This window comes from Rhizobium sp. L9 (genome assembly GCF_002531885.1).
GTDB lineage: Bacteria > Pseudomonadota > Alphaproteobacteria > Rhizobiales > Rhizobiaceae > Rhizobium.
Window position 1 is genome coordinate 111,092 of the sequence record NZ_NWSZ01000018.1, and the last position, 18,844, is coordinate 129,935.

Genomic DNA, 18,844 nt, shown 5'->3' on the forward strand with positions numbered 1-18,844 from the left:
GGGAGCCTCCTATCGGCGGTTGAATTCCGGCGATGCCAGCACCAGCGTCAAACCGCTGATCTTGTTCGGCGCCTGCGACACCACTCGGATCGTTTCATCGCGCGCGGCATCGGCAAGCGTCGATCTCAGGAACTCGCGCGGATCCTCGTCGCGACCGAACTGCGCCGCAGCCCGCCTTGCCCAGGCCAGGCGCTCGGCAAGCTGGCTGCCGGTGATCCAGGCGGAAAAGCCTTCCTCGAAACCGGCCGGGCTCGGCGGCTGCCAGGTCGGCTGCCCCATGCGCTTCAGCGCCCCCTGCCCCAGTGCGCGCGCCGCCCGAAAGGCCTTGAGCCGTTTGTCCCGCGCCTCTCCGGCGGGATCCGTCGTCACTGGCGCTCCCGCCATGCCAGGCGTATTGGCCGCCATATCGCCCTCATCCGTTCCTTGCTGATTGGCCGCCAGGAAGCTGCCGACGACGCCGTTGACCGGCCCTGCATTCAGCGCCCTCAGACCAGCAACAACAAAATCGAACGGCTGACGTGCTTTGGCGCCCTCGTTTTGCCAGGCGGCGGGATGACCGAGCATGGCGGTATAGACGGCGATGAGGTCGCCATCCGTCTTCTTCCAGGCGGCCGCCATATCGGAGACCATCCCCTCGTCTGGTTGGTCGGAGACGAAATGCACCGCGAGCTTACGGCTGATATGGGCCGCCGTCTTCGGATGGACCGAGAGGTCATCGAGCATGTCGAGATAATCCTCGCGCGAGCGCCGCCGCCCGCCATAACTGATGCCGAGCACCTCATGCGTGCCGGGCTCCGAAATGTTCGGCCGAAAGGCAATATCCATCTCCTTGCGGTCGATAGTGAGCCCCGTCAGCACCATGGCCGCGGCAGTAACATCCGCCTGGGTATAGCCGCTGCCGGCGCCGAGCGTGTGGAGTTCCAGGAGCTCGCGTCCGAGATTTTCGTTCAGCCCCTTGTTGCGCTTGACGCCGCCGGCCGAATCCGGCCCGAGCGAATCCGCCTGATCGAGGTAGATCAGCATGGCGGGATGAGCGGTGGCGCTACGCAGAAGATCGCCGAACCTGCCCGAAATGAACGGCCGGATTGCCTCGGCCTCGTAGAGCGGCACGATAAGGCGCATCGGCAGGCTCTTGTTGGCGCTGGTGGAGAAATGATTGGTCCAGAAGGTCGAAAGCCGCTCGTAAAAGCCGTAGGGCGACAGCACCGCCTGCATCAGCCGCAGGTTCGCATCGTGCTGGAACTGCTGCTGCGCCTGGCGCTGCACAGCCTTGCGCATCTCGCGCCGCGTGGGATCGTCGGTGACTGTCTTGGCATCTTCCCTGATCTGCTTCAGCTGGTCCTGCAGGCTGAGGATCGCCCGATGACGCATGTCGGGGCCGCCGAGCGGAAAATCCGGCGTTGCCGCCGCGCCTTTGGACAACTGCCCGATCAGCTCATCCTTGCTTTGCGGCGCCGCCTCGCCCGGCCGGAAACCATAACCGAAGCGGATCGCCGCCATCGTCGGGAAAGAGAGGCTCATGCCCGATCACCTCCTGATCACTTGATGTTGACAGGCTGACAGCCGATTGCGACGGGAATCTGTATGAAATGCGGCGATATCACGACATGGACGATTTGTAATCTGCTGATAAGGCTCAGGTTTCATGCAGCACAGAGAAGGCCGGAACGTCTGTACGGAATTCCTCGCCGATATTTTTGAGAACGAAGACGATGATGAAAAATGAAACACATCGTCCAGCCGAGATAGCTGGCAATCCGCTACTGTGCTGCTGCGGCCCTCGCCCTTCGAGGCCCTGAGGGGCACATCAGGATGAGATCCTCGAGCCGTGGCGCACCTGCTTAAACCACCCTGCCCCGGCACGCCCAAGCCACAGACGCGAACGACCGCGGCCCGTCCGGCTCGCCCGCTTCGTAGGCTGCCCTGAGGGCGGCATCCACCGCTTTGCGCTTCTCCGGCTCGAGCCCGGAGACATATCTCCCAAGCGGTCCCTCGCCGGCCGCGATCGGCTGCCAGTAATCGTCGAAGGAACGGTAATTCATCCGGATCAGAAGCGACGTCTCCTCGACATCAGCGAGGCCCTCCGCCATGAAGCTCTGCTTCATCTCCCCCGGCCGCATCATTGGCTGGAAGCAATATTTGCGGCGTACCGGCAGCGCGTTCTCGTCGAGCATGACGACCGTATCCCACATCATCCGCATGCCCGACATGCCGCCGTAATGGTCCCAGACCGCGGCGGCGACCGTGCCGCCGGGCCGCACGACGCGGGCCATCTCGGCCACCGCCTTGCCCGCTTCCGGCACGAAATGCAGGACGAGCAACGACATCGCTCTGTCGAAACGGTCATTCTCGAAGGGCAGCGCACAGGCATCCGCCTGCTGGATCGTGATCCGCGGATCGCTATTGGCCCGCTCTGCCGCCTCGACAAACACAGGCGAATAGTCGATAGCGGCGATTTCCCGCAGCCCCCGCCTCTGCTCAAGCGTGAACGTCAGGCTGCCGGTGCCGCAGCCGACATCGAGCACGCGATCCCCATCCGCCAGCCCCGCGAAGTCAATCAGCATAGGCGCCAACGTCCGGCTCCACCGGCCCATAAGCCTCTCATAGCCATCTGCACTTTCGACATGGAAACTCGACGGCATGGAAGCCTCCCCTCCAAGGACGACGGCTCATTATGAACTGGCCGCCGCCCGCTGCAAAGGGATAGTGGTTCTGAAACTGGAGGGGTTTCTCCGTGATCCCCGGCCCGCGCCGAGGATCTGCCATTCTTGATGGCCGCGGGATCGCCTCACCCGGTCGCCCTGTCGAGAACGCTCCAGTCAAACGCGCGCGCCCAATCGCGGTAGCGGTGCCAGCCGACCTCAGGGAAATCCCGGCGCAGGGCGGCGATGTCGGCGTCGTAGCCGGTGCGGTCGAACCATCCGAACATCAGCGCCGCATCCTCGCTCTGCTGCCGCATTGCGGCAATCGGTAACTCCTGGTAGGCGATCGGGCGCCCTAGCGTTTCGGAGAGGATCCTCACCTGCTCCTCGCCCGACAATTCGTCACCCGCAATGTCGAAACGCTGCCCGAACACCTTTTCGCGCCGTTCGGCCAAGGCCGCGACGAAGGCGCCGATATCGGCGAGGCAGATTTGCTGCAGCACGCGCGCGGGCGGCAGCGCCGCGGCATAGACACCCTGGCGCAGCCCGTCGATAGCCCACGGCGCCGCGGTGTTTTCCATGAAGGCGACGGGTGCACTGACCGTGTAGGGAATGCCGAGACCGGCAATATGTTGCTCGACCAGATATTTGCTGTCGAAATGCGGAATGCCGGTCTTCTTGTCGGCATCGCCGACGGAGGAATAGATCAGGTGGCCGATGCCGGCGGCCTTCGCCCCATTGGCGGCGGTTATGCCCTGGCGGGTTTCCGCTTCCGTTCCGGCCTCATAGCTGTTGCCCATCAGGAACATCGTGTCGACGCCGCTTGCGGCCTTCGTCACCGACGCCGCATCATCGAGATCACCCCCGACGATCTCCACTCCGGCCGCGGCCAGCCGATTTGCGGCGTCGCTGTCCGGCCTGCGGCTGATCGCCTTGACGCGATGCCCCCGCGCCATCAGTGCGCGCGCGACCGCGCCGCCCTGCTGGCCGGTGGCGCCGGCTACCAGAACGCTTCTTCCATTGCTCATCTCTCTGCTCCTTGTGGTTGGCGATGAGCCAGAAGATAAGACCTGTCGAATTGAACCATAATAGGCTACATCAGGGAAACATCGTGCCACTGGTGAATACAATGCTGGATCTCAACGACATCCTTATCTTCGCCCGCGTCGTCGAGGCCGGCAGCTTCACCGCCGCCGCCCGCCTGCTTGCCATGCCGAAGACGACGGTCAGCCGCCGTATCGCTGCGCTTGAGCGCGAGGTGGGTGTGCGGCTGCTGCAGCGCACCACCCGCAGCCTCAGGCTGACGGATGCGGGGCGCCTTTATTACGAGGAGTGCAGCGCGGCGCTCGGCGCCTTCGAGCAGGCAAATCTGCGCCTGGCCGAGGCGCGGGCGGAGCCCGCCGGCACGATCCGCATCTCCGCACCGGTCGGCTTCGGCGGTCATTTCCTTTCCGCCGCCATCTCCGATTTCCTGGCAATCTACCCCAAGACGAAGGTGGAATTGCGCCTGACCGACGACAGGCTCAATCTCATCGAGAACGGCATAGACCTCGCCTTCCGCACCGGCATTCTGGAGGATTCGACGCTGATCGCCCGCAAGCTCGGCTCGACCTACAGGATTCTCTGCGCCAGCCCCGACTATCTCGCCCGCTGCGGCGTGCCGGATCGTCCGGCGGACCTCGCCCATCACGCCTGCGTCATCGCGGGTCCGTCGGCGGCTGGTGCGCACTGGGTGCTGGAGAGCGCCGGCATCAAGGAAACGGTCACGGTGTCCGGACGTTTCGCCGCCAACGAAATTCAGGCGGTCATGACTGCCGCGATCGCCGGCTTCGGCATCGCACAGTTGCCGCAAAGAATGGCTGCGGCTTGCATCGCGGACGGCCGGCTGCGGCGCGTCCTCGACGGCTACACGACCCCGCCCGGCGGTCTGCATGTCGTCTATCCCAGCAACCAGCACGTGTCGCCGCTGGTCAAGGCATTCATCCAACTGGCGATCGATCACCTGAACGTCGGAAAAGGCGCAATCGAGGCACCGGCGATCACACCTCGATGAGCCTGCGGGCCGAGCGGGATAAAGAGGAAGGCCCAGCCGTCGCTAGGCGCCCCTTTCACCGCCAAAGGAAATCTGGCCCCGTGCTTTGCGACGTCAATTTGAGCGTCCCGTCCGGTTGAACAACATAGGTCTCGAAGACACGGTAGCCGAACGCGCCGAGAAAGGTGTGGTTGACCACCGTTCCCGGGCGATAGGGCGAATGAATGACCTTACCGCCATAGGTGAGACTGCCCTGTAGCGGCTGCGGTTCGCCTGAAGTACTGGCGCAGGCCGTGAGGGCGAAGAAAACGGCAATGAGCGCGTGCTTCATCCTGGCATCTCCTCCCGGTGACAATGGCAGCGGAAGAATACGACTTTACGCAGTCAGAAGACAGCGTTCTTGCCTTCGTAATCTCTGCGCAGGGACTGCGCCCGGGAAAGCGCGCTGGCGATCCTTTCGTCGGTAAAGGGCTTGGCGATCACATCGAGGGCGCCTTCGATGCCATTCCCAACGCTTTCCGGACTGCCGGTGACGAAGATCACGTCGACCCCGTGGCGATCGATCAGCCGGCGTGCGAGCCGCGCGCCGCTCAAGCCGTCGGCAAGGCTGAGATCGACCAGTGCGACATCGCTTCTCTGAGCATAGGCGAGCGCCTGCTCGATTGTCGAAACCGGCCCGACAGTCTGGTGGCCAGCATCCTGCGCGATACGCTCGAGTTCCATGGCAATAATGTTCTCGTCTTCAACGATCAGGACTTTCATGGATCTTCCTCCTCCCATGGGCAAGCGGGCCGCCGGGCACACCGACGGCAACCGCTACAACGCAACTTGCCCTCGAAAGTTTCCGAGGTAAAAGGCATGCGTGTCGAAATGGTAACTGATTTCCTCGTGTCATCGGCGCTACCGTTCGATGCTGCCATTGCGCCGGATCTTCCTTTGCAGGAGCAGGATGCCATAGAGCAGCGCTTCGGCCGTCGGCGGACAGCCGGGAACATAGATGTCGACCGGCACCACGCGGTCGCAGCCGCGCACGACGGAATAGGAATAATGGTAGTAGCCACCGCCATTGGCGCAGGAGCCCATGGAGATTACGTAGCGCGGTTCCGGCATCTGGTCATAAACCTTGCGCAGCGCAGGCGCCATCTTGTTGCACAGTGTGCCCGCGACGATCATCAGGTCCGACTGCCTTGGGCTTCCGCGCGGGGCGACGCCGAAGCGCTCGACATCGTAGCGCGGCATGGACATCTGCATCATTTCGATGGCGCAGCAGGCCAGACCGAAGGTCATCCACATCAGCGAGCCCGTGCGCGCCCAGGTGATGAGTTCGTCGGTGCTGGTGACGAGAAAACCCTTGTCGGCAAGCTCGGCATTGATCGTGCCCATCATCGGGTCCCCCTGCCGCTGTTCGCCGGGGAATTGGAAATCGCCGGGCGCCGGGCGCGGTTGCGTGAAGGACGGCATCGTCTTCTCCTGTGAGCCGACCTCAAACCCAGCGCACACGACAAAGTTCCGGCCGCGCCGGTCCCGGTGCGATAACGGACACGCGTCCTGATTTCTGTTCTGAGATGCGACGCTCAATGCCGAAGGATTGCCCGGCCCGATCGCTAGTCCTTATCGAGGAACCAGCGGATGGCGGCGTCGTTCCGACACCGCGAGAGCGGCAATTGCCGTACGGAGTAAATACGGGTGATTCCCTCCTCACCGTCCGTGTCGACGTCCATGCAGGCGCAGGCATAACCATGCGCGGCATAGGTGTAGACAAATTCGCCGGTCGTCAGGTCCGGGATCTTGTCCATTCCCTCGGCCGCCTTGTAGCCGCTGCCATTGTCCATGATGGTCCAGCCGCCGCCGGCATCCATGAGCAACCATTTGGCCATCGAGGGATTGTCCAGCCAGCCGCAGCGGCGTTCGGCATGCGCCGCGGCGGGCAGGAGAAGCATCATCAGAACAAGCGCAGGCAATCTGGCCATCGGCCCCTCCAAGTCACCTCCCACTATGCATGGTCGGTGCCCGGCAAGGCAACAGCGGTTTTCCGATTGGCCTGGGACGATGTCCACAGGTGTCATCCATCCGCCCTCGCCCTTCGAGGCTCCGGCCTACGATTTCGCCTTTGCTGCTTCCTCCCGGAACGCCGCCTCGCCCGCATCGGAGACTTCGACCCATTTCTTGTCGGGCTCGGCGTCGGCAACGTAACTGTCGTGCCAGTTCCACCATTTGTAGGTCGGGGTCTGCGGATAGCCAGCAGGGGAGTCCTCCCAGACTTCCTGGCGCCCGAGCGGCGTGATGTCGAGATAATTCCAGGTGCCGCCCATCTGCTCGTCGCCGCGGTTGTTGACGAAATAGGTGCGGAAGATGCGCTCGCCGTCGCGGTAGAAGACATTGGTGCCGTGCCACTCGTCGACGCCGAAATCCTTGTCGAAGTCGTCGGTGATCGTCACCCACGGCATCGTCCATCCCATCCGTTGCTTCAGCCGCGCTATGTCGGTCTGCGGCGCGCGCGAGGCGAAGACCAGCGTCGTCTCGCGGGCGTTGAGATGGGCGACATGGGCGACCTGATCGGCAACCATCGAGCAGCCGCGGCAGGCATGCTCGGGCCAGCCGAAGACGCCGGGCTCGTAAAAGGCGCGGTAGACGATGAGCTGGTGCCGGCCTTCGAACAGGTCGAGCAGGCTGATCCTGCCCTGCGGCGCTTCGAAAGCATATTGCTTTGCGACGGCCATCCACGGCATGCGCCGCCGCTCGGCGGCAAGCGCGTCACGAGCACGCGTATGCGCCTTTTCCTTCACCAGAAGCTGCCTGTGAGCCGCCTCCCAGGCCTGCTGCGGCACGACAGGCGGCCGCTGCATGGCCTGTCCGCCCTTTCCATTCTCTGTTGCAGTCATCGCTTCAATCTCCTCTATGGGGCGAGTTCCCGCGCCTCCTTGTCCGAAGGCCGGTGCATCGCGATTGGTCGGACATAGTTTCGCATCGGGCACCGAACAGTGGGAGTAACAAGTATGTCTGTTATCCCGCGGCCAACGCAGTTGGTCCGCAGGCCAACGCAGTTGGTCCGCAGGCCAACGCAGTTGGTCCGTAAGCCAACCCCGTTGGCCCGTAAGCCGACGCAGTTGGTCCGTTGGCCAAAGCAACTGTTCCGCCCGCGGCTGACGAAACCTGCTCAACCAACACAACAGTTGCCAAAACCCACATGTTGACGGAAGCTTCACCACGGCCATTGGATCGTACGACATGGCAACAGAATCTACCTTCACGGAGCAGGCAAGGCACGGCAGCGCCAGCATCTGCCGCGGCTGCTGGGATCAGATGCATATGCCGATCCCGATCGGCGGCCCGCTTGCGCTTCCCTTCCGCGCCTTCGGCATTACCCGCAGCAAGATGAATCCCGATATCTGCACGATCTGCGAGCGCTCGTTCCAATATGTGAAGAAGCAGCGCCAGATCACTGTCGATGCCACCATTCTGTTCGCCGACATCAGGGGCTTTACCGATCTTTCCGAGCGTATTGAGGCAGTGCACTTGAGCGAAATCGTCAGCCTGTTCCAGGATCGCTGCGCCCAGGCGATTTGGGCGCATGACGGCATCGTCAACAAGCAGATGGGCGATGGCCTGATGGCGATCTTCAATTTCCCGATCATCCGCAAGGATCACGCCGGCGCGGCGATCAGCGCCGCCCAAGAGATCCAGCGCAACTGCGCCGCGGCGCTGAGCGGGCTGGCGCTCGACGCCCTGTCCGGTCGCACCTTGGGCGTCGGCGTCGGCATCCACTCCGGCGAGGTGCAGATCGGCGAATTCTCGAGCTTCCGCAGCGATTTCACCGCGATCGGCGGCGTCGTCAACCAGGCCGCAAGGCTCGAATCCCAGGCCGCCGCCGGCGAAATCCTGATCTCGGCCGAAACGGCCGCGAAGGCTCCCGAACTCGTGGCAGGCGCCGAAACGCGCATGCTGGCGCTGAAGGGCATCGAGCAGCCGGTGCGAGCAAGCGTGCTGCTCAAACGCTGAGCGACGGCGATACAGCCTTCTCAAAGCATTATCGCGCCGTCAACATGGCAGCTGCAATTTCTCAAGCTGTGATTGCGAACACATCGGATCACAAGCAAGTTAATCCTCTAGAAACAAACATCGCTTATCTCTGAGCTGTTCTAACAGCTGGGGTATCTCATGGGCAGTTTTTCACTGTTTCATTGGTTGATCGTCTTGATCCTGATCGGCGTGCCATTGATCTTCGTCTTCCGAAAACCGCTGGTTGGGCCGAACCGCTTCGGCGGCCCGCCGCCGGCCATGGTTTCGGCCAAGCCATCGGAAGCTTTTTCAAGAACTATGTGAACTTTAGCGGCAGAGCGAGCCGATCGGAATTCTGGTATTCGTTTCTCTTCTCCTTTCTTGTCTCCATCGTTTTGTACTTCGTGGATCGGAGCGAAACCTTGAGACTGATCTGGTCGCTGGCCACGTTTCTTCCATGGATCTCCATGGCCGCCCGACGCCTTCATGACATCAACCGAAGCGGATGGTGGCAGCTTCTCGGGCTGTTAGTTCCCATTGGATCGGTCGTCCTGCTTGTATGGTACTGCAGGGCGTCGACAATGGATGATTCCAGGGAAGCCGTCTTTGCTTGAGCAAGGTGTAAGGATGGTCCTCGCGAGTTAGCTGTTGCCTTCGCTGGCACGGCCTATCCGCTGCGCGGACTGCGGGATGCGCAGTCCGCTTCCAGCAGCGGGAGGTTGGAAGATGCGGCAGCCCTACCGGCGCGCCGCGGCTATGTCGGCAAGGCCCACGAGGGCCTCACCGAGGTGCCTCGAACGGCGAGGCGGGCGCGCCGGCGGTCGATGGCTACAAGCAGCAAAACCGACGCGGGCGGAGCCCTCGCAGCCGCGTCAGGTCTTCATGCCGGTCAGCTCAGGAAACGGGTAGTAGCGCAGCCGCTTGTCCTGGCAACGATAGTCATTCGCCGTTGCGCCGAGGATTTGGCCATCCGTGAAGGAGACGCCGAGATAGGCCCAGTCGCCCCAGCTGTGCTTGGGCACCACACGCACACAGTAAGCATAGATCTTTTTCTCAGGCTCAAGCAGTACCACGCTGGAAATCCGCGCCCAAACAACTTCTCCCGCTTCGTGTCTGTAACTTCTCTTGAATACGATGTTGATGAAGTTCTGTCGGACGTCACTGGAGGGCGCACGTTGGGAATCCGCAACGGATTGCGACACTGGGGCATTGCAGCCGACCAGCATCAGCAGGGCAGCGCAAGCGAGGATTTTTATTCTCATTCGGTTGTTTCTCCAAAGAATCGGAGCGTGATAAACGCTGCGCATTTCCACAAATACAGCGCGAATAATATTTGCAATACATAAAAATTGTTCGACGCCGCGCATTAGACGCGGGTCTGGCTGAATAGCTCTATTTATGCCCGGGGTTTGAAACCGAACTTGTGGTCCCATTCCCATCATCATCATCATTGATCGCCACGCCAGCCTCCAGCGCCGCGAGGATAAAGGCCTGCCGCACCGTTTCAGACGGCATGCGCCCGGCAAGCCAGGCACGGCAGAAATCGATCGCCCTCTGCTGATGGACGCCGCCATTGACGGGCCAGTCGGAGACGAGTGCATAAAGCGCATCCTGCGGTGAGCGGAGAACCAGCCGTTCGCCGGTATCAAGTTCGATCGAGATCGGTTTTTTCCAGAAGGCGGAATGATCGCTAATGGCAGTCGCACCTGAAGCTGAAATGACAGGGAACTAACTGCGGAAAGCCGATCTCGTTCCAGCGCCGGGCCGGCGCTTGGCCGCTGTTCCCCGATCCCACGGTGGCGGGCGCACCGGTTGACGTATGCTAGCAGCAGCGTTGCGGCGCGTGCTTCGAGGTTTCGCCCTCCGGGCTGCGCGCCTCAGCATGAGGGGTATTGGAGGATGCCGCGCCTAACGAGAGGGGGAGGAGAAGCGCCATCCCTGTGGTTGACAGAGAATTCTGGGAGGAAGCAACCCTAATTCCCTCATCCCTGTGCCCGTCACAGGGATCCAGCGCGCCCATTTCCTTGGGCGCGGGAGACTCCTTTGCTTGATAGAAGTCATTCACGGCGCAGACGCGCCGTGGCTGGATTCCTGTGACAGGCACAGGAATGAGGAAGGAGAGGTGGGTGCCCGCAGAGCGTCGACATATTCGTGTCGAACTGCGCTGAAAGGCGGCCGCTGGGAGTCTGCAACGGATTGCGCCACGTGGGTGTTGTTCATCCTCACGCAAGCTTCCAGCGTGCATAGGATGATGACGCGCCCACGGGCCGGCCGTCATCCGCATCCGTTCGAGTTCGAGTTCGAGTTCGAGTTCGAGTTCGAGTTCGAGTTCGAGTTCGAGTTCTTCGAAGTCCAGCTTGCAAAATTCTATTGCAAGTAGATAGTCTCTCTCGGATAAATCTTTTTGATACCGAAACCACTCGCTTGCGATCTCGGATCAGCGCGGTGCGATGAATGTCTTTTTCAGTGAGAATTTTGAATGAAGCCGGAAGAATTGAGCAGATCGGAATACGCTTACAACAAAGGCAAATTGCTAGTCGTTATCCTGATCATGTTTTCCATTGCAGCAGGAGCCGTTTTCCTAGGCTTCCATCCGCCAAAGGACAAGAACCCCTATGTAATCTGGTTCTTCTCTTTGCTGGCTGCATGGTTCTTCGGCCTGCTCCCATTGCTGCTCGTACCCAGGCTTTTCTCCAGGGAACCGGGAATGGTGATTTCCACGGAGGGCGTCCGGCTGCCGATTTTTCCCGACCAGATCGTGCGGTGGTCAGCCGTCCGGAGTTTCCAAAGGCTGCAGAGCAAAGGTTCGGATTTCATAGTCCTTCACCTTGATCCCGCCGCCGCCGAAGCCTTGATCAGGCGGGGGCTTGCCGCCAAGCTGCCGGAATGGTTCGTTGGTTCGCGCCTCAAGGTCGGCATCCCCCTGCATATGTTGCGGGGCCGTTCGAACTCCATATTCAACGAATTTGCGGAAATGGCGATCGAAGCGTTCGAAGCCAAATGGCAAGCGTTGCAGGAAGCCGGTTCGATCGCCGAGGAAGAGGAAGACGAAGTGCCCGAACCGGGTTTCGATGGCGCCCGTTATCCCGTCTTCACCTATGTTCTTCTTGCCGTTCTCGTCGCCGTCTATGCCGGCGAACTCGCCTTCGGCGTCGAAGTGTCTAAGGCCGGCTCTCCCAGTATTCGCACATTGCTGGTGCTCGGCGGCACGTTTCGCCCGAGCATCGTCGAGGGCGGCGAGTGGTGGCGGCTGTTTACCGCACCCTTCATGCATGGAGGCATCGTCCATCTCGCCTCCAATTGCTTCTGCTTGTGGATGGCGGGAATGCTGTTCGAACGGTTGATCGGCTGGCGATGGTTTGCGGCAATCTTCTTCGCCAGCGCTCTTGGCGGCTCCATTGCGTCGGTCTGGATCAATGACGTCCATACGGTTGGCGTCGGCGCTTCCGGCGGCATCGTCGGACTTTTCGCCGCCGTGATCGCCGGCAGCATTCGTTTCCGGTCGACGCCGGTCGCATCTTCCCTGCAGGTGGGCGCCATCCAGATTCTGGTTCCCTCGCTGCTGCCGTTCCTCTCTGCGGCGAAGGAGGGGCAGACCATCGACTATGCCGGCCATTTCGGCGGCGCGGTGACCGGCGCGGCGCTCTCGCTCCTGCTGTTGACCCTTTGGCCGCGGGAACGCCCGACGCCGCGTTTCGGCGCGGCTGCGATCGCCTTCAGCGCTGCATTTGTCCTCATCGCGACCGGGTCGCTTTGGCCCATCACCAATATGCGCCAATTCTATGTCAACGACCCGATGACCAACTATTTCGGGGGAAGGTATGAGCAGGCCGCGACGGGATTTGCCGTCTTGGCAAGCCAGGATCCACGCACCGCCCCCTATTATCGTCTTTGGCGTTTCATGGCTCGGACCCGGGGCGGCGATCTAAATGCGCCCGCCGATCTCAGGGCTGCAGCCGGCGAGATCGACCAAGCGGCATGGCCCTATCCCATCTATCGTCTTTTCCTCCACGATCTGAAGCCGGAAGAGTTGACAGCGAAGGCGGCCGACAGCAACCAGATTTGCGAGGCCACCTTCTACGTTGGCGAATGGTATCTCTTTGCTGGAGCCACGCAGGAGGCACGTCGCAGGTTCGAGATCGCCTTGGCGTCCTGCCCGACCACATTCATCGAATATGATGGAGCACGTGGCGAACTGAGCAAACTCGACGCGAAATAATCACCCGACGCGGCGTCGCTGCCCACGCCGCGCTCAACTTTTTATAGTGGACGGCCTTCATGCCCAACGGACCGCCTTTGATTTGCGGCTTTGCTTTTGCCCTGATGGCACTGACAAGCGGCGCAACTTGCGCACAAACGCCGGACGGTTTGCACGATTTCAAATTGGGTAGCTCGTTTGCCGATGCCCAGCGGAACGCGAGCGAAAAAGGTTGGAGATTGAAAGAGCTTTCCCCCAACCTTCCTGGCAATTGGGTCGTGGAAGGGTCGAATCTCGGTCTATTCATATGCAACGACAAAGTCGGCTCCATCCAACAGCATCGCAATGGCGGACTTCATGACTTCGCATTGATCGTGCAACACTTTCAAATAGAATACGGCAAGCCGGAAACGACCATTGTGACATTCCCGGTCGGGCCGACATGGATATCGAATATCGACGCCAGTTTCGCTTCACCTTCGGGGGAAAGCGTCACGGTACAGCTCAGCAGTACTGACGAAAAACTCGGTATTCATCTCAATTTCTTCAATGCGAACACGAATTGCACGACGGAAACCAAGCCTTGAAGGTGCAAGGTCCGCTATTGGTGCAAAGGTGCAGTGATCTACCCAAGCTTTGAGCCATCAACTAGTCCATCTTTCGAATACACAGTTCGTTTCCCTTTTGTACTCTTTCCCTCTTCCCTTTCGCGCTGACTCTCTCCATATTCGCGCCATGGCCAAAGCTCCGAAAAAATCTCCGACCTCGAATGGTTTCGAGGAAGCCCCGCAATCGTCCTTTGAGGGCGCCCCCCTCTCCGGCTCCGTCGCCGATTGGGTGAAGCAGTTGGAGGCCGATGCCGAAGCCTCCGGCGTCGAGAGCCAGCGCGAGATTGCCTCCAAGGCTGGCAAGCACCGCAAGAAGGTTGAGAACGAGGCGCGCAAGCATACCGAAGCCGTCAGCGTCAACAAGAAGGCGACGGCAAGCAAGACCGCACGCGGCGTCTCGATCGGTGGCTCCTCCGACCCGAAGACGCGCGCCGCCGCCGGCCTGAACCCAGTGGCGGGTCTCGACATTTCGCTAGAGGATGCCGGCAGCATCTCGCCCGGCGGTGTCACCGCCACCGTCGAGGCGCTGTCGAAGCTGATCGAGAGCGGCAACCCGCTGCACAAGAACGGCAAGATCTGGACGCCGCACCGCCCTGCCCGCCCGGACAAATCCGAAGGCGGCATCACCATCCGCATGGCTTCCGAATACAAGCCGGCCGGCGACCAGCCGACGGCGATCCGCGATCTCGTCGAGGGCCTGCAGAGCGGCGAGCGCAGTCAGGTGCTGCTCGGCGTCACCGGCTCCGGCAAGACCTTCACCATGGCCAAGGTGATCGAGGAAACGCAGCGCCCAGCCGTCATCCTGGCGCCGAACAAGACGCTGGCCGCCCAGCTCTATTCCGAATTCAAGAACTTCTTCCCCGACAATGCGGTGGAATATTTCGTTTCCTACTACGATTATTACCAGCCGGAAGCCTATGTGCCGCGCTCCGACACCTATATCGAGAAGGAAAGCTCGATCAACGAGCAGATCGACCGCATGCGCCACTCGGCGACGCGCTCGCTGCTCGAACGCGACGATTGCATCATCGTCGCCTCGGTCTCCTGCATCTACGGTATCGGCTCGGTCGAGACCTATACGGCCATGACCTTCCAGATGAATGTCGGCGACCGGCTAGACCAGCGCCAACTGCTGGCCGATCTCGTCGCCCAGCAATATAAGCGCCGCGACATGGATTTCACCCGCGGCAGTTTTCGCGTGCGCGGTGACACCATTGAGATCTTCCCCGCCCACTTGGAAGATGCGGCCTGGCGCATAAGTATGTTCGGCGACGAGATCGACGCCATCACCGAATTCGATCCGCTGACCGGACAGAAGACCGGCGACCTGAAATCGGTGAAGATCTACGCCAACTCGCATTATGTCACGCCGCGCCCGACCCTGAACGGCGCCATCAAGGCGATCAAGGAAGAGCTCAGGCTACGCCTTGCCGAGCTGGAAAAGGCCGGCCGCCTGCTGGAGGCCCAGCGCCTGGAGCAGCGCACCCGCTACGATATCGAGATGCTGGAAGCCACCGGCTCCTGCCAGGGCATCGAGAACTATTCGCGCTATCTCACCGGCCGCGACCCCGGCGATCCGCCGCCGACCCTGTTCGAATACATTCCCGACAATGCCATCGTGTTCATCGACGAGAGCCATGTCACTGTGCCGCAGATCGGCGGCATGTATCGCGGCGACTTCCGCCGCAAGGCAACGCTGGCCGAATACGGCTTCCGCCTGCCCTCCTGCATGGACAACCGGCCGCTGCGCTTCGAGGAATGGGACGCCATGCGGCCCGACACGATCGCCGTCTCGGCGACGCCGGGCAGCTGGGAGCTGGAACAATCAGGCGGCGTCTTCGCCGAACAGGTGATCCGCCCGACCGGCCTGATCGACCCGCCGGTCGAAGTCCGCTCGGCCCGCACCCAGGTCGACGACGTGCTCGGCGAGATCCGCGAGACCGCCGCCAAGGGCTATCGTACGCTCTGCACCGTGCTGACCAAGCGCATGGCCGAGGACCTGACCGAATATCTGCATGAGCAGGGCGTGCGCGTGCGCTACATGCACTCCGATATCGACACGCTGGAACGCATCGAGATCATCCGCGATCTACGCCTCGGCGCTTTCGACGTGCTCGTCGGCATCAACCTGCTGCGTGAGGGGCTCGACATCCCTGAATGCGGCTTCGTCGCCATCCTCGACGCCGACAAGGAAGGCTTCCTGCGCTCCGAAACCTCGCTGATCCAGACCATTGGTCGTGCAGCGCGTAACGTCGACGGCAAGGTCATCCTCTATGCCGACAATGTCACCGGCTCAATGCAGCGCGCCATGGACGAGACCGCCCGCCGCCGCGAAAAGCAGATGGCCTATAACCTGGAAAACGGCATCACGCCCGAATCCGTCAAGGCCAAGATCTCCGACATCCTCGACTCTGTCTACGAACGCGACCACGTCCGCGCCGACATCTCCGGCGTCTCGGGCAAAGGCTTCGCCGACGGTGGCAACCTCGTCGGCAACAACCTGCAGGCCCACCTTAACGCCCTCGAAAAGAGCATGCGCGACGCCGCCGCCGACCTCGACTTCGAAAAAGCCGCCCGCCTCCGCGACGAAATCAAACGCCTCAAAGCCGTGGAACTGGCCGCCATGGACGACCCGATGGCGCGGGAGGAAGCCAAGTCAATGGAAACAAAAGGCCGAGGCAAATCGATCTCCCCCCTTGTGGGGGAGATGTCCGGCAGGACAGAGGGGGGTGCCACACCCTCCTACTTCGCCAAACCGGAACTCGACGAAATGGGCCGCCACGTCGCCACCCCCGCCGACAACAAGAGCCTCTTCCGCCGCAACACCCTCGACGAAATGACCGTCGGCCGCACGGAAAAACCGGTGACCGGCCATGTTCCTGATAAGCCCGACGCCGCCAAGGGCACGAAGCGCTTCTCACCACTGCTGGAAGGGCAGCCGGAACGCGACGATGGTGTCAGGCCGGTCGTGCGCGGCCGGGTTGGAGCCGGCAGTTATGAGGAGCCGGGCGAGCAGAAGCGCAAGGGACGGACGAAGGGCAAGACCGGACGGCCGGGACGCTAGCGCATTCCGCTCTTTTGGTGCAGTAACACCTAGCGATGTTTTAAGCACAAAGGAGCGCCGATGTCCGAAACCTTCCTGCGCTATGTCCCCGCAGATCCTTATTGGCAGCCCTCCCCCGACGTCGCAGACAGTGCGGTCTCCCTGCTAAAAGCCATCGCCACCAAAGCGGACGAAGTGACTGCAAGCTTCGAAGATGAGGTCTTCTACGATCCCGGCGAGAACTGGTCCGGCGTGGAATGCAGCGCCTGCGGCGCGGACGCCGAGGAATGGTGGGGAGATGCCATGGATACCGCTTCTGCCGATGGCTTCAAAGACCTGAACACCGAAGCCCCCTGCTGCGGCGGCACCGTCTCACTCAACGACCTGCGTTACATCTGGCCCGCCGCGTTCGGCCGCTTTGCGCTTGATGCGCGAAATCCGAATATTACCGATACGACTGAGGAGCAGGATCGGAAGATGGCCGGGTGTGTTGGCATGCCGCTTCGGAAGATATGGGTACGCGTTTAGGTTCTCATCGCGCGCTTGCCAATAGTCGCTTTCGCGATTTGCCTAACGCCGAGAATTAAGGCTTCCCCCTTTGCCGATCGGCCGTGCGCCTTGATGTCGAGATAGGTGCAGAGGAATTCCGCCACCTCGTCTGCGATCGCATCGATGACATCAGGCATTGTTGAGGAACGACCGTAACAGCGTTCCGGCATCGTCTGGCATGCGTTGTCCCTCTCCTCGGAGGATGTGTTTGCCGCATGGTTTCGTGAATGGCTCCCGCCCGATCCGGTGTCAGAGCAATTCCGGAGGCAGGACCGCCACCGCCTTTGCCTGACTTGCCCTAGATCAGCGTCGGCTCCGGATCGTCCTCGACTTCCTCGATGATCTCGGGCCCGTCATTCGTGGGCGAGCCGACGCCCCGGCCGATCTTCCACATCGTCATCAACTCGGCCGGGAGAGGCCTCATCTGATCGTTCGGATCGGGCTCCGGCGACAGCCATCTCTCATAATCCTCGCGATGCAGGATAACGGGCATGCGGTCATGGATCTCCGCCATCATCTCGTTCGGCTCGCAGGTGACGATGGCGAAGTTGCGGATCGAAATGCCATTCTCATCTTTCCAGCTTTCCCAGATACCGGCGAGCGCGAAGGCGGAGCCGTCCTTCATGGCGATCCCATAGGCTGCTTGTTCTTGCCCGTGCCATGAATGTCCTTCCACTCGAAGAAGCCGTTGATCGGCACCGGGCACCGGCGCGAACCATATGCCGCGCGAAACAGGCCATTGGAAGCGATGCTCTCGCAGCGGACATTGACCGGCGGCGGCCGGCCGCCTGATTGGCCCAGGAGGGCAGCAGACCCCAGCGTGCCAATACGAAGAGGGGCCTGTTACGAGGCTCGCGCACGACGTCCCTGACGATGATGGGTAATCCAGCGACGGCGCGCCATTCCATCGGGGAAAGCGATTTCCGAGCCCGTCAATATCCCCGCCCCTGACAGCAAATGGGAAATTGCTGATCAGTTCTTCAAGCGAGGTCTTGACGAATATGCGTCCGCACATGAGCATTCTCCGCAGCCGAGTGATTCGATGTTCTTTTTATGTTCCGGAACAGGATCCGGTCAACAAAGCGTCAATTGTACGCTGCTGGGATAGGCTTCCTGTCCGGGACCGATGTGGCAGATCGGTTGCGAAGCGGGCGAAATTGTCGAAAAACACTCCCGGCAACTGAAGCTATGAGCGAACGGGGGCAGCCATGCCAGAACTGCGCATCGACCCTTTCCCCTCGCCCGCCGAACTCACCAGCCTCTGGTCCGCAGCGTGGAATACGCCGGAAGCACCTGACTTCTCTCGCGTCCTGCCTCGCAGCCTCGCACACATTGGCGCCTATCACGCCAACAGGCTCGTAGGCTTCGTCAATGTCGCCTGGGATGGCGGCATTCATGCCTTCCTCCTCGATACCTCGGTCCATCCCGATATGCGGCGGCAGGGCATCGCGACGCGCATGGTCAGGCAAGCCACAAGCCTGGCCCGCGAGCGCGGCGCCGCATGGCTGCACGTCGATTTCGAACCGCGCTTGGCCGGCTTTTACCGAGCCTGCGGCTTCAGGCCCACAGAAGCAGGTCTCATCGAGCTGGCGTAAAGCAGGATCGGCTGGAATGGCGCTGAACCGAGATGAAGATGACCCGCCTGAAGCCGACTTTTCACAACAATCACGCGAATTAATATAATTTAAAAGACTAAAATAAAGAAACAGGTTCCCTAATTACAACAAAGTGTTCACGCTTACTTTTTCGTTAAAACCGCAATAAAAAACACAA

At 61.2% G+C, this 18,844-nt stretch carries 20 protein-coding genes and 1 pseudogene; 9 read left to right on the forward strand and 12 right to left on the reverse strand.

Going from position 1 to position 18,844, the window contains the following annotated elements; all coding sequences use genetic code 11:
• Positions 1-9: 9 nt before the first annotated feature.
• From CO660_RS18985 to CO660_RS18995, 3 genes are all read right to left on the reverse strand, one after another.
• A complete protein-coding gene (locus CO660_RS18985; RefSeq protein ID WP_097600029.1) occupies positions 10-1,521 on the reverse strand; it encodes a DUF1800 domain-containing protein in 1,512 nt (503 codons plus the stop codon).
• A 320-nt stretch (positions 1,522-1,841) separates the two neighbouring features.
• Positions 1,842-2,642, reverse strand: coding sequence for a class I SAM-dependent methyltransferase (locus CO660_RS18990; protein ID WP_097600030.1), 801 nt, complete (start codon positions 2,640-2,642; stop codon positions 1,842-1,844).
• A gap of 146 nt (positions 2,643-2,788) precedes the next feature.
• A complete protein-coding gene (locus tag CO660_RS18995) occupies positions 2,789-3,670 on the reverse strand; it encodes an NmrA/HSCARG family protein (RefSeq protein WP_097600031.1) in 882 nt (293 codons plus the stop codon).
• A gap of 101 nt (positions 3,671-3,771) precedes the next feature.
• Here CO660_RS18995 and CO660_RS19000 point away from each other — a divergent pair, with 101 nt between their 5' ends.
• Positions 3,772-4,695: a LysR family transcriptional regulator gene (locus CO660_RS19000; RefSeq protein WP_097600032.1), complete on the forward strand. Its 924-nt coding sequence runs from the start codon at positions 3,772-3,774 to the stop codon at positions 4,693-4,695.
• Positions 4,696-4,750: 55 nt separating this feature from the next.
• On the opposite strand, the gene CO660_RS19005 is transcribed toward CO660_RS19000, so the two are convergent.
• From CO660_RS19005 to CO660_RS19025, 5 genes are all read right to left on the reverse strand, one after another.
• Complete coding sequence (locus CO660_RS19005) at positions 4,751-5,005, reverse strand: hypothetical protein (protein WP_085778531.1); 255 nt, start codon at positions 5,003-5,005, stop codon at positions 4,751-4,753.
• A gap of 53 nt (positions 5,006-5,058) precedes the next feature.
• Complete coding sequence (locus CO660_RS19010) at positions 5,059-5,436, reverse strand: response regulator (protein ID WP_097600033.1); 378 nt, start codon at positions 5,434-5,436, stop codon at positions 5,059-5,061.
• Between the two features lie 138 nt (positions 5,437-5,574).
• Positions 5,575-6,135, reverse strand: coding sequence for an NADH-quinone oxidoreductase subunit B (locus tag CO660_RS19015; RefSeq protein ID WP_097600034.1), 561 nt, complete (start codon positions 6,133-6,135; stop codon positions 5,575-5,577).
• Positions 6,136-6,278: 143 nt separating this feature from the next.
• Positions 6,279-6,644: a DUF4087 domain-containing protein gene (locus CO660_RS19020; protein WP_085778534.1), complete on the reverse strand. Its 366-nt coding sequence runs from the start codon at positions 6,642-6,644 to the stop codon at positions 6,279-6,281.
• A 126-nt stretch (positions 6,645-6,770) separates the two neighbouring features.
• Positions 6,771-7,556, reverse strand: a complete 786-nt coding sequence (locus tag CO660_RS19025; RefSeq protein ID WP_097600035.1) for a DUF899 family protein — start codon at positions 7,554-7,556, stop codon at positions 6,771-6,773.
• A gap of 346 nt (positions 7,557-7,902) precedes the next feature.
• Between CO660_RS19025 and CO660_RS19030 the strand changes: the two genes are divergently transcribed.
• Together CO660_RS19030 and CO660_RS19035 are read left to right on the forward strand one after the other, a co-directional pair.
• Positions 7,903-8,673: an adenylate/guanylate cyclase domain-containing protein gene (locus CO660_RS19030; protein WP_097600036.1), complete on the forward strand. Its 771-nt coding sequence runs from the start codon at positions 7,903-7,905 to the stop codon at positions 8,671-8,673.
• A 159-nt stretch (positions 8,674-8,832) separates the two neighbouring features.
• Positions 8,833-9,287: pseudogene (locus tag CO660_RS19035) on the forward strand (DUF805 domain-containing protein).
• A gap of 258 nt (positions 9,288-9,545) precedes the next feature.
• Here CO660_RS19035 and CO660_RS19040 read toward each other — a convergent pair.
• Both CO660_RS19040 and CO660_RS19045 read right to left on the reverse strand, forming a co-directional pair.
• On the reverse strand, positions 9,546-9,935 hold the full coding sequence (locus tag CO660_RS19040; protein WP_064803329.1) for a hypothetical protein: 390 nt from the start codon (positions 9,933-9,935) through the stop codon (positions 9,546-9,548).
• Between the two features lie 130 nt (positions 9,936-10,065).
• Positions 10,066-10,392 (reverse strand): DUF982 domain-containing protein, encoded by a 327-nt coding sequence (locus CO660_RS19045; RefSeq protein WP_348627647.1) that lies wholly within the window; start codon positions 10,390-10,392, stop codon positions 10,066-10,068.
• Positions 10,393-10,924: 532 nt separating this feature from the next.
• On the opposite strand from CO660_RS19045, the gene CO660_RS34325 reads away from it, so the two are divergent.
• The 5 genes from CO660_RS34325 to CO660_RS19070 all read left to right on the forward strand — a co-directional run bounded on the left by CO660_RS34325 (position 10,925) and on the right by CO660_RS19070 (position 17,050).
• Positions 10,925-11,053 carry a hypothetical protein gene (locus CO660_RS34325; protein WP_280952991.1) on the forward strand — a complete coding sequence of 43 codons (129 nt, stop codon included), beginning with the start codon at positions 10,925-10,927 and terminating at the stop codon, positions 11,051-11,053.
• A gap of 99 nt (positions 11,054-11,152) precedes the next feature.
• Positions 11,153-12,892 carry a rhomboid family intramembrane serine protease gene (locus tag CO660_RS19055; RefSeq protein WP_097600039.1) on the forward strand — a complete coding sequence of 580 codons (1,740 nt, stop codon included), beginning with the start codon at positions 11,153-11,155 and terminating at the stop codon, positions 12,890-12,892.
• 59 nt (positions 12,893-12,951) lie between these two features.
• Positions 12,952-13,458, forward strand: a complete 507-nt coding sequence (locus CO660_RS19060; protein WP_097600040.1) for a hypothetical protein — start codon at positions 12,952-12,954, stop codon at positions 13,456-13,458.
• Positions 13,459-13,606: 148 nt separating this feature from the next.
• Positions 13,607-16,543: an excinuclease ABC subunit UvrB gene (gene uvrB / locus CO660_RS19065; protein ID WP_097600041.1), complete on the forward strand. Its 2,937-nt coding sequence runs from the start codon at positions 13,607-13,609 to the stop codon at positions 16,541-16,543.
• A gap of 60 nt (positions 16,544-16,603) precedes the next feature.
• Positions 16,604-17,050: a hypothetical protein gene (locus CO660_RS19070; RefSeq protein WP_176536318.1), complete on the forward strand. Its 447-nt coding sequence runs from the start codon at positions 16,604-16,606 to the stop codon at positions 17,048-17,050.
• A 319-nt stretch (positions 17,051-17,369) separates the two neighbouring features.
• On the opposite strand, the gene CO660_RS34330 is transcribed toward CO660_RS19070, so the two are convergent.
• Both CO660_RS34330 and CO660_RS34490 read right to left on the reverse strand, forming a co-directional pair.
• The gene (locus CO660_RS34330; protein ID WP_280952992.1) at positions 17,370-17,777 is read right to left on the reverse strand and encodes an SOS response-associated peptidase family protein; all 408 of its coding nucleotides are present in this window, start codon (positions 17,775-17,777) and stop codon (positions 17,370-17,372) included.
• A complete protein-coding gene (locus CO660_RS34490; protein WP_348627648.1) occupies positions 17,693-17,899 on the reverse strand; it encodes an SOS response-associated peptidase family protein in 207 nt (68 codons plus the stop codon). Before CO660_RS34490 ends, CO660_RS34330 begins: the two co-directional genes overlap by 85 nt.
• A gap of 380 nt (positions 17,900-18,279) precedes the next feature.
• Here CO660_RS34490 and CO660_RS19080 point away from each other — a divergent pair, with 380 nt between their 5' ends.
• Complete coding sequence (locus CO660_RS19080; protein WP_097600042.1) at positions 18,280-18,666, forward strand: GNAT family N-acetyltransferase; 387 nt, start codon at positions 18,280-18,282, stop codon at positions 18,664-18,666.
• The last annotated feature ends 178 nt before the right edge of the window (positions 18,667-18,844 follow it).

Excerpts from the sequence above, each read along its gene's own strand:
- CO660_RS19005 (WP_085778531.1), bottom strand. The coding sequence starts at position 5,005 with ATGAAGCACGCGCTCATTGCCGTTTTCTTCGCCCTCACGGCCTGCGCC.
- CO660_RS18995 (WP_097600031.1), bottom strand. The coding sequence starts at position 3,670 with ATGAGCAATGGAAGAAGCGTTCTGGTAGCCGGCGCCACCGGCCAGCAG.
- CO660_RS19080 (WP_097600042.1), top strand. The coding sequence starts at position 18,280 with ATGCCAGAACTGCGCATCGACCCTTTCCCCTCGCCCGCCGAACTCACC.
- CO660_RS19040 (WP_064803329.1), bottom strand. The coding sequence starts at position 9,935 with ATGAGAATAAAAATCCTCGCTTGCGCTGCCCTGCTGATGCTGGTCGGC.
- CO660_RS19015 (WP_097600034.1), bottom strand. The coding sequence starts at position 6,135 with ATGCCGTCCTTCACGCAACCGCGCCCGGCGCCCGGCGATTTCCAATTC.
- uvrB (WP_097600041.1), top strand. The coding sequence starts at position 13,607 with ATGGCCAAAGCTCCGAAAAAATCTCCGACCTCGAATGGTTTCGAGGAA.
- CO660_RS19000 (WP_097600032.1), top strand. The coding sequence starts at position 3,772 with ATGCTGGATCTCAACGACATCCTTATCTTCGCCCGCGTCGTCGAGGCC.
- CO660_RS19020 (WP_085778534.1), bottom strand. The coding sequence starts at position 6,644 with ATGGCCAGATTGCCTGCGCTTGTTCTGATGATGCTTCTCCTGCCCGCC.
- CO660_RS19060 (WP_097600040.1), top strand. The coding sequence starts at position 12,952 with ATGCCCAACGGACCGCCTTTGATTTGCGGCTTTGCTTTTGCCCTGATG.
- CO660_RS19030 (WP_097600036.1), top strand. The coding sequence starts at position 7,903 with ATGGCAACAGAATCTACCTTCACGGAGCAGGCAAGGCACGGCAGCGCC.
- CO660_RS18985 (WP_097600029.1), bottom strand. The coding sequence starts at position 1,521 with ATGAGCCTCTCTTTCCCGACGATGGCGGCGATCCGCTTCGGTTATGGT.
- CO660_RS19055 (WP_097600039.1), top strand. The coding sequence starts at position 11,153 with ATGAAGCCGGAAGAATTGAGCAGATCGGAATACGCTTACAACAAAGGC.
- CO660_RS34325 (WP_280952991.1), top strand. The coding sequence starts at position 10,925 with ATGACGCGCCCACGGGCCGGCCGTCATCCGCATCCGTTCGAGTTCGAG.
- CO660_RS19025 (WP_097600035.1), bottom strand. The coding sequence starts at position 7,556 with ATGACTGCAACAGAGAATGGAAAGGGCGGACAGGCCATGCAGCGGCCG.
- CO660_RS19010 (WP_097600033.1), bottom strand. The coding sequence starts at position 5,436 with ATGAAAGTCCTGATCGTTGAAGACGAGAACATTATTGCCATGGAACTC.
- CO660_RS19070 (WP_176536318.1), top strand. The coding sequence starts at position 16,604 with ATGTCCGAAACCTTCCTGCGCTATGTCCCCGCAGATCCTTATTGGCAG.
- CO660_RS18990 (WP_097600030.1), bottom strand. The coding sequence starts at position 2,642 with ATGCCGTCGAGTTTCCATGTCGAAAGTGCAGATGGCTATGAGAGGCTT.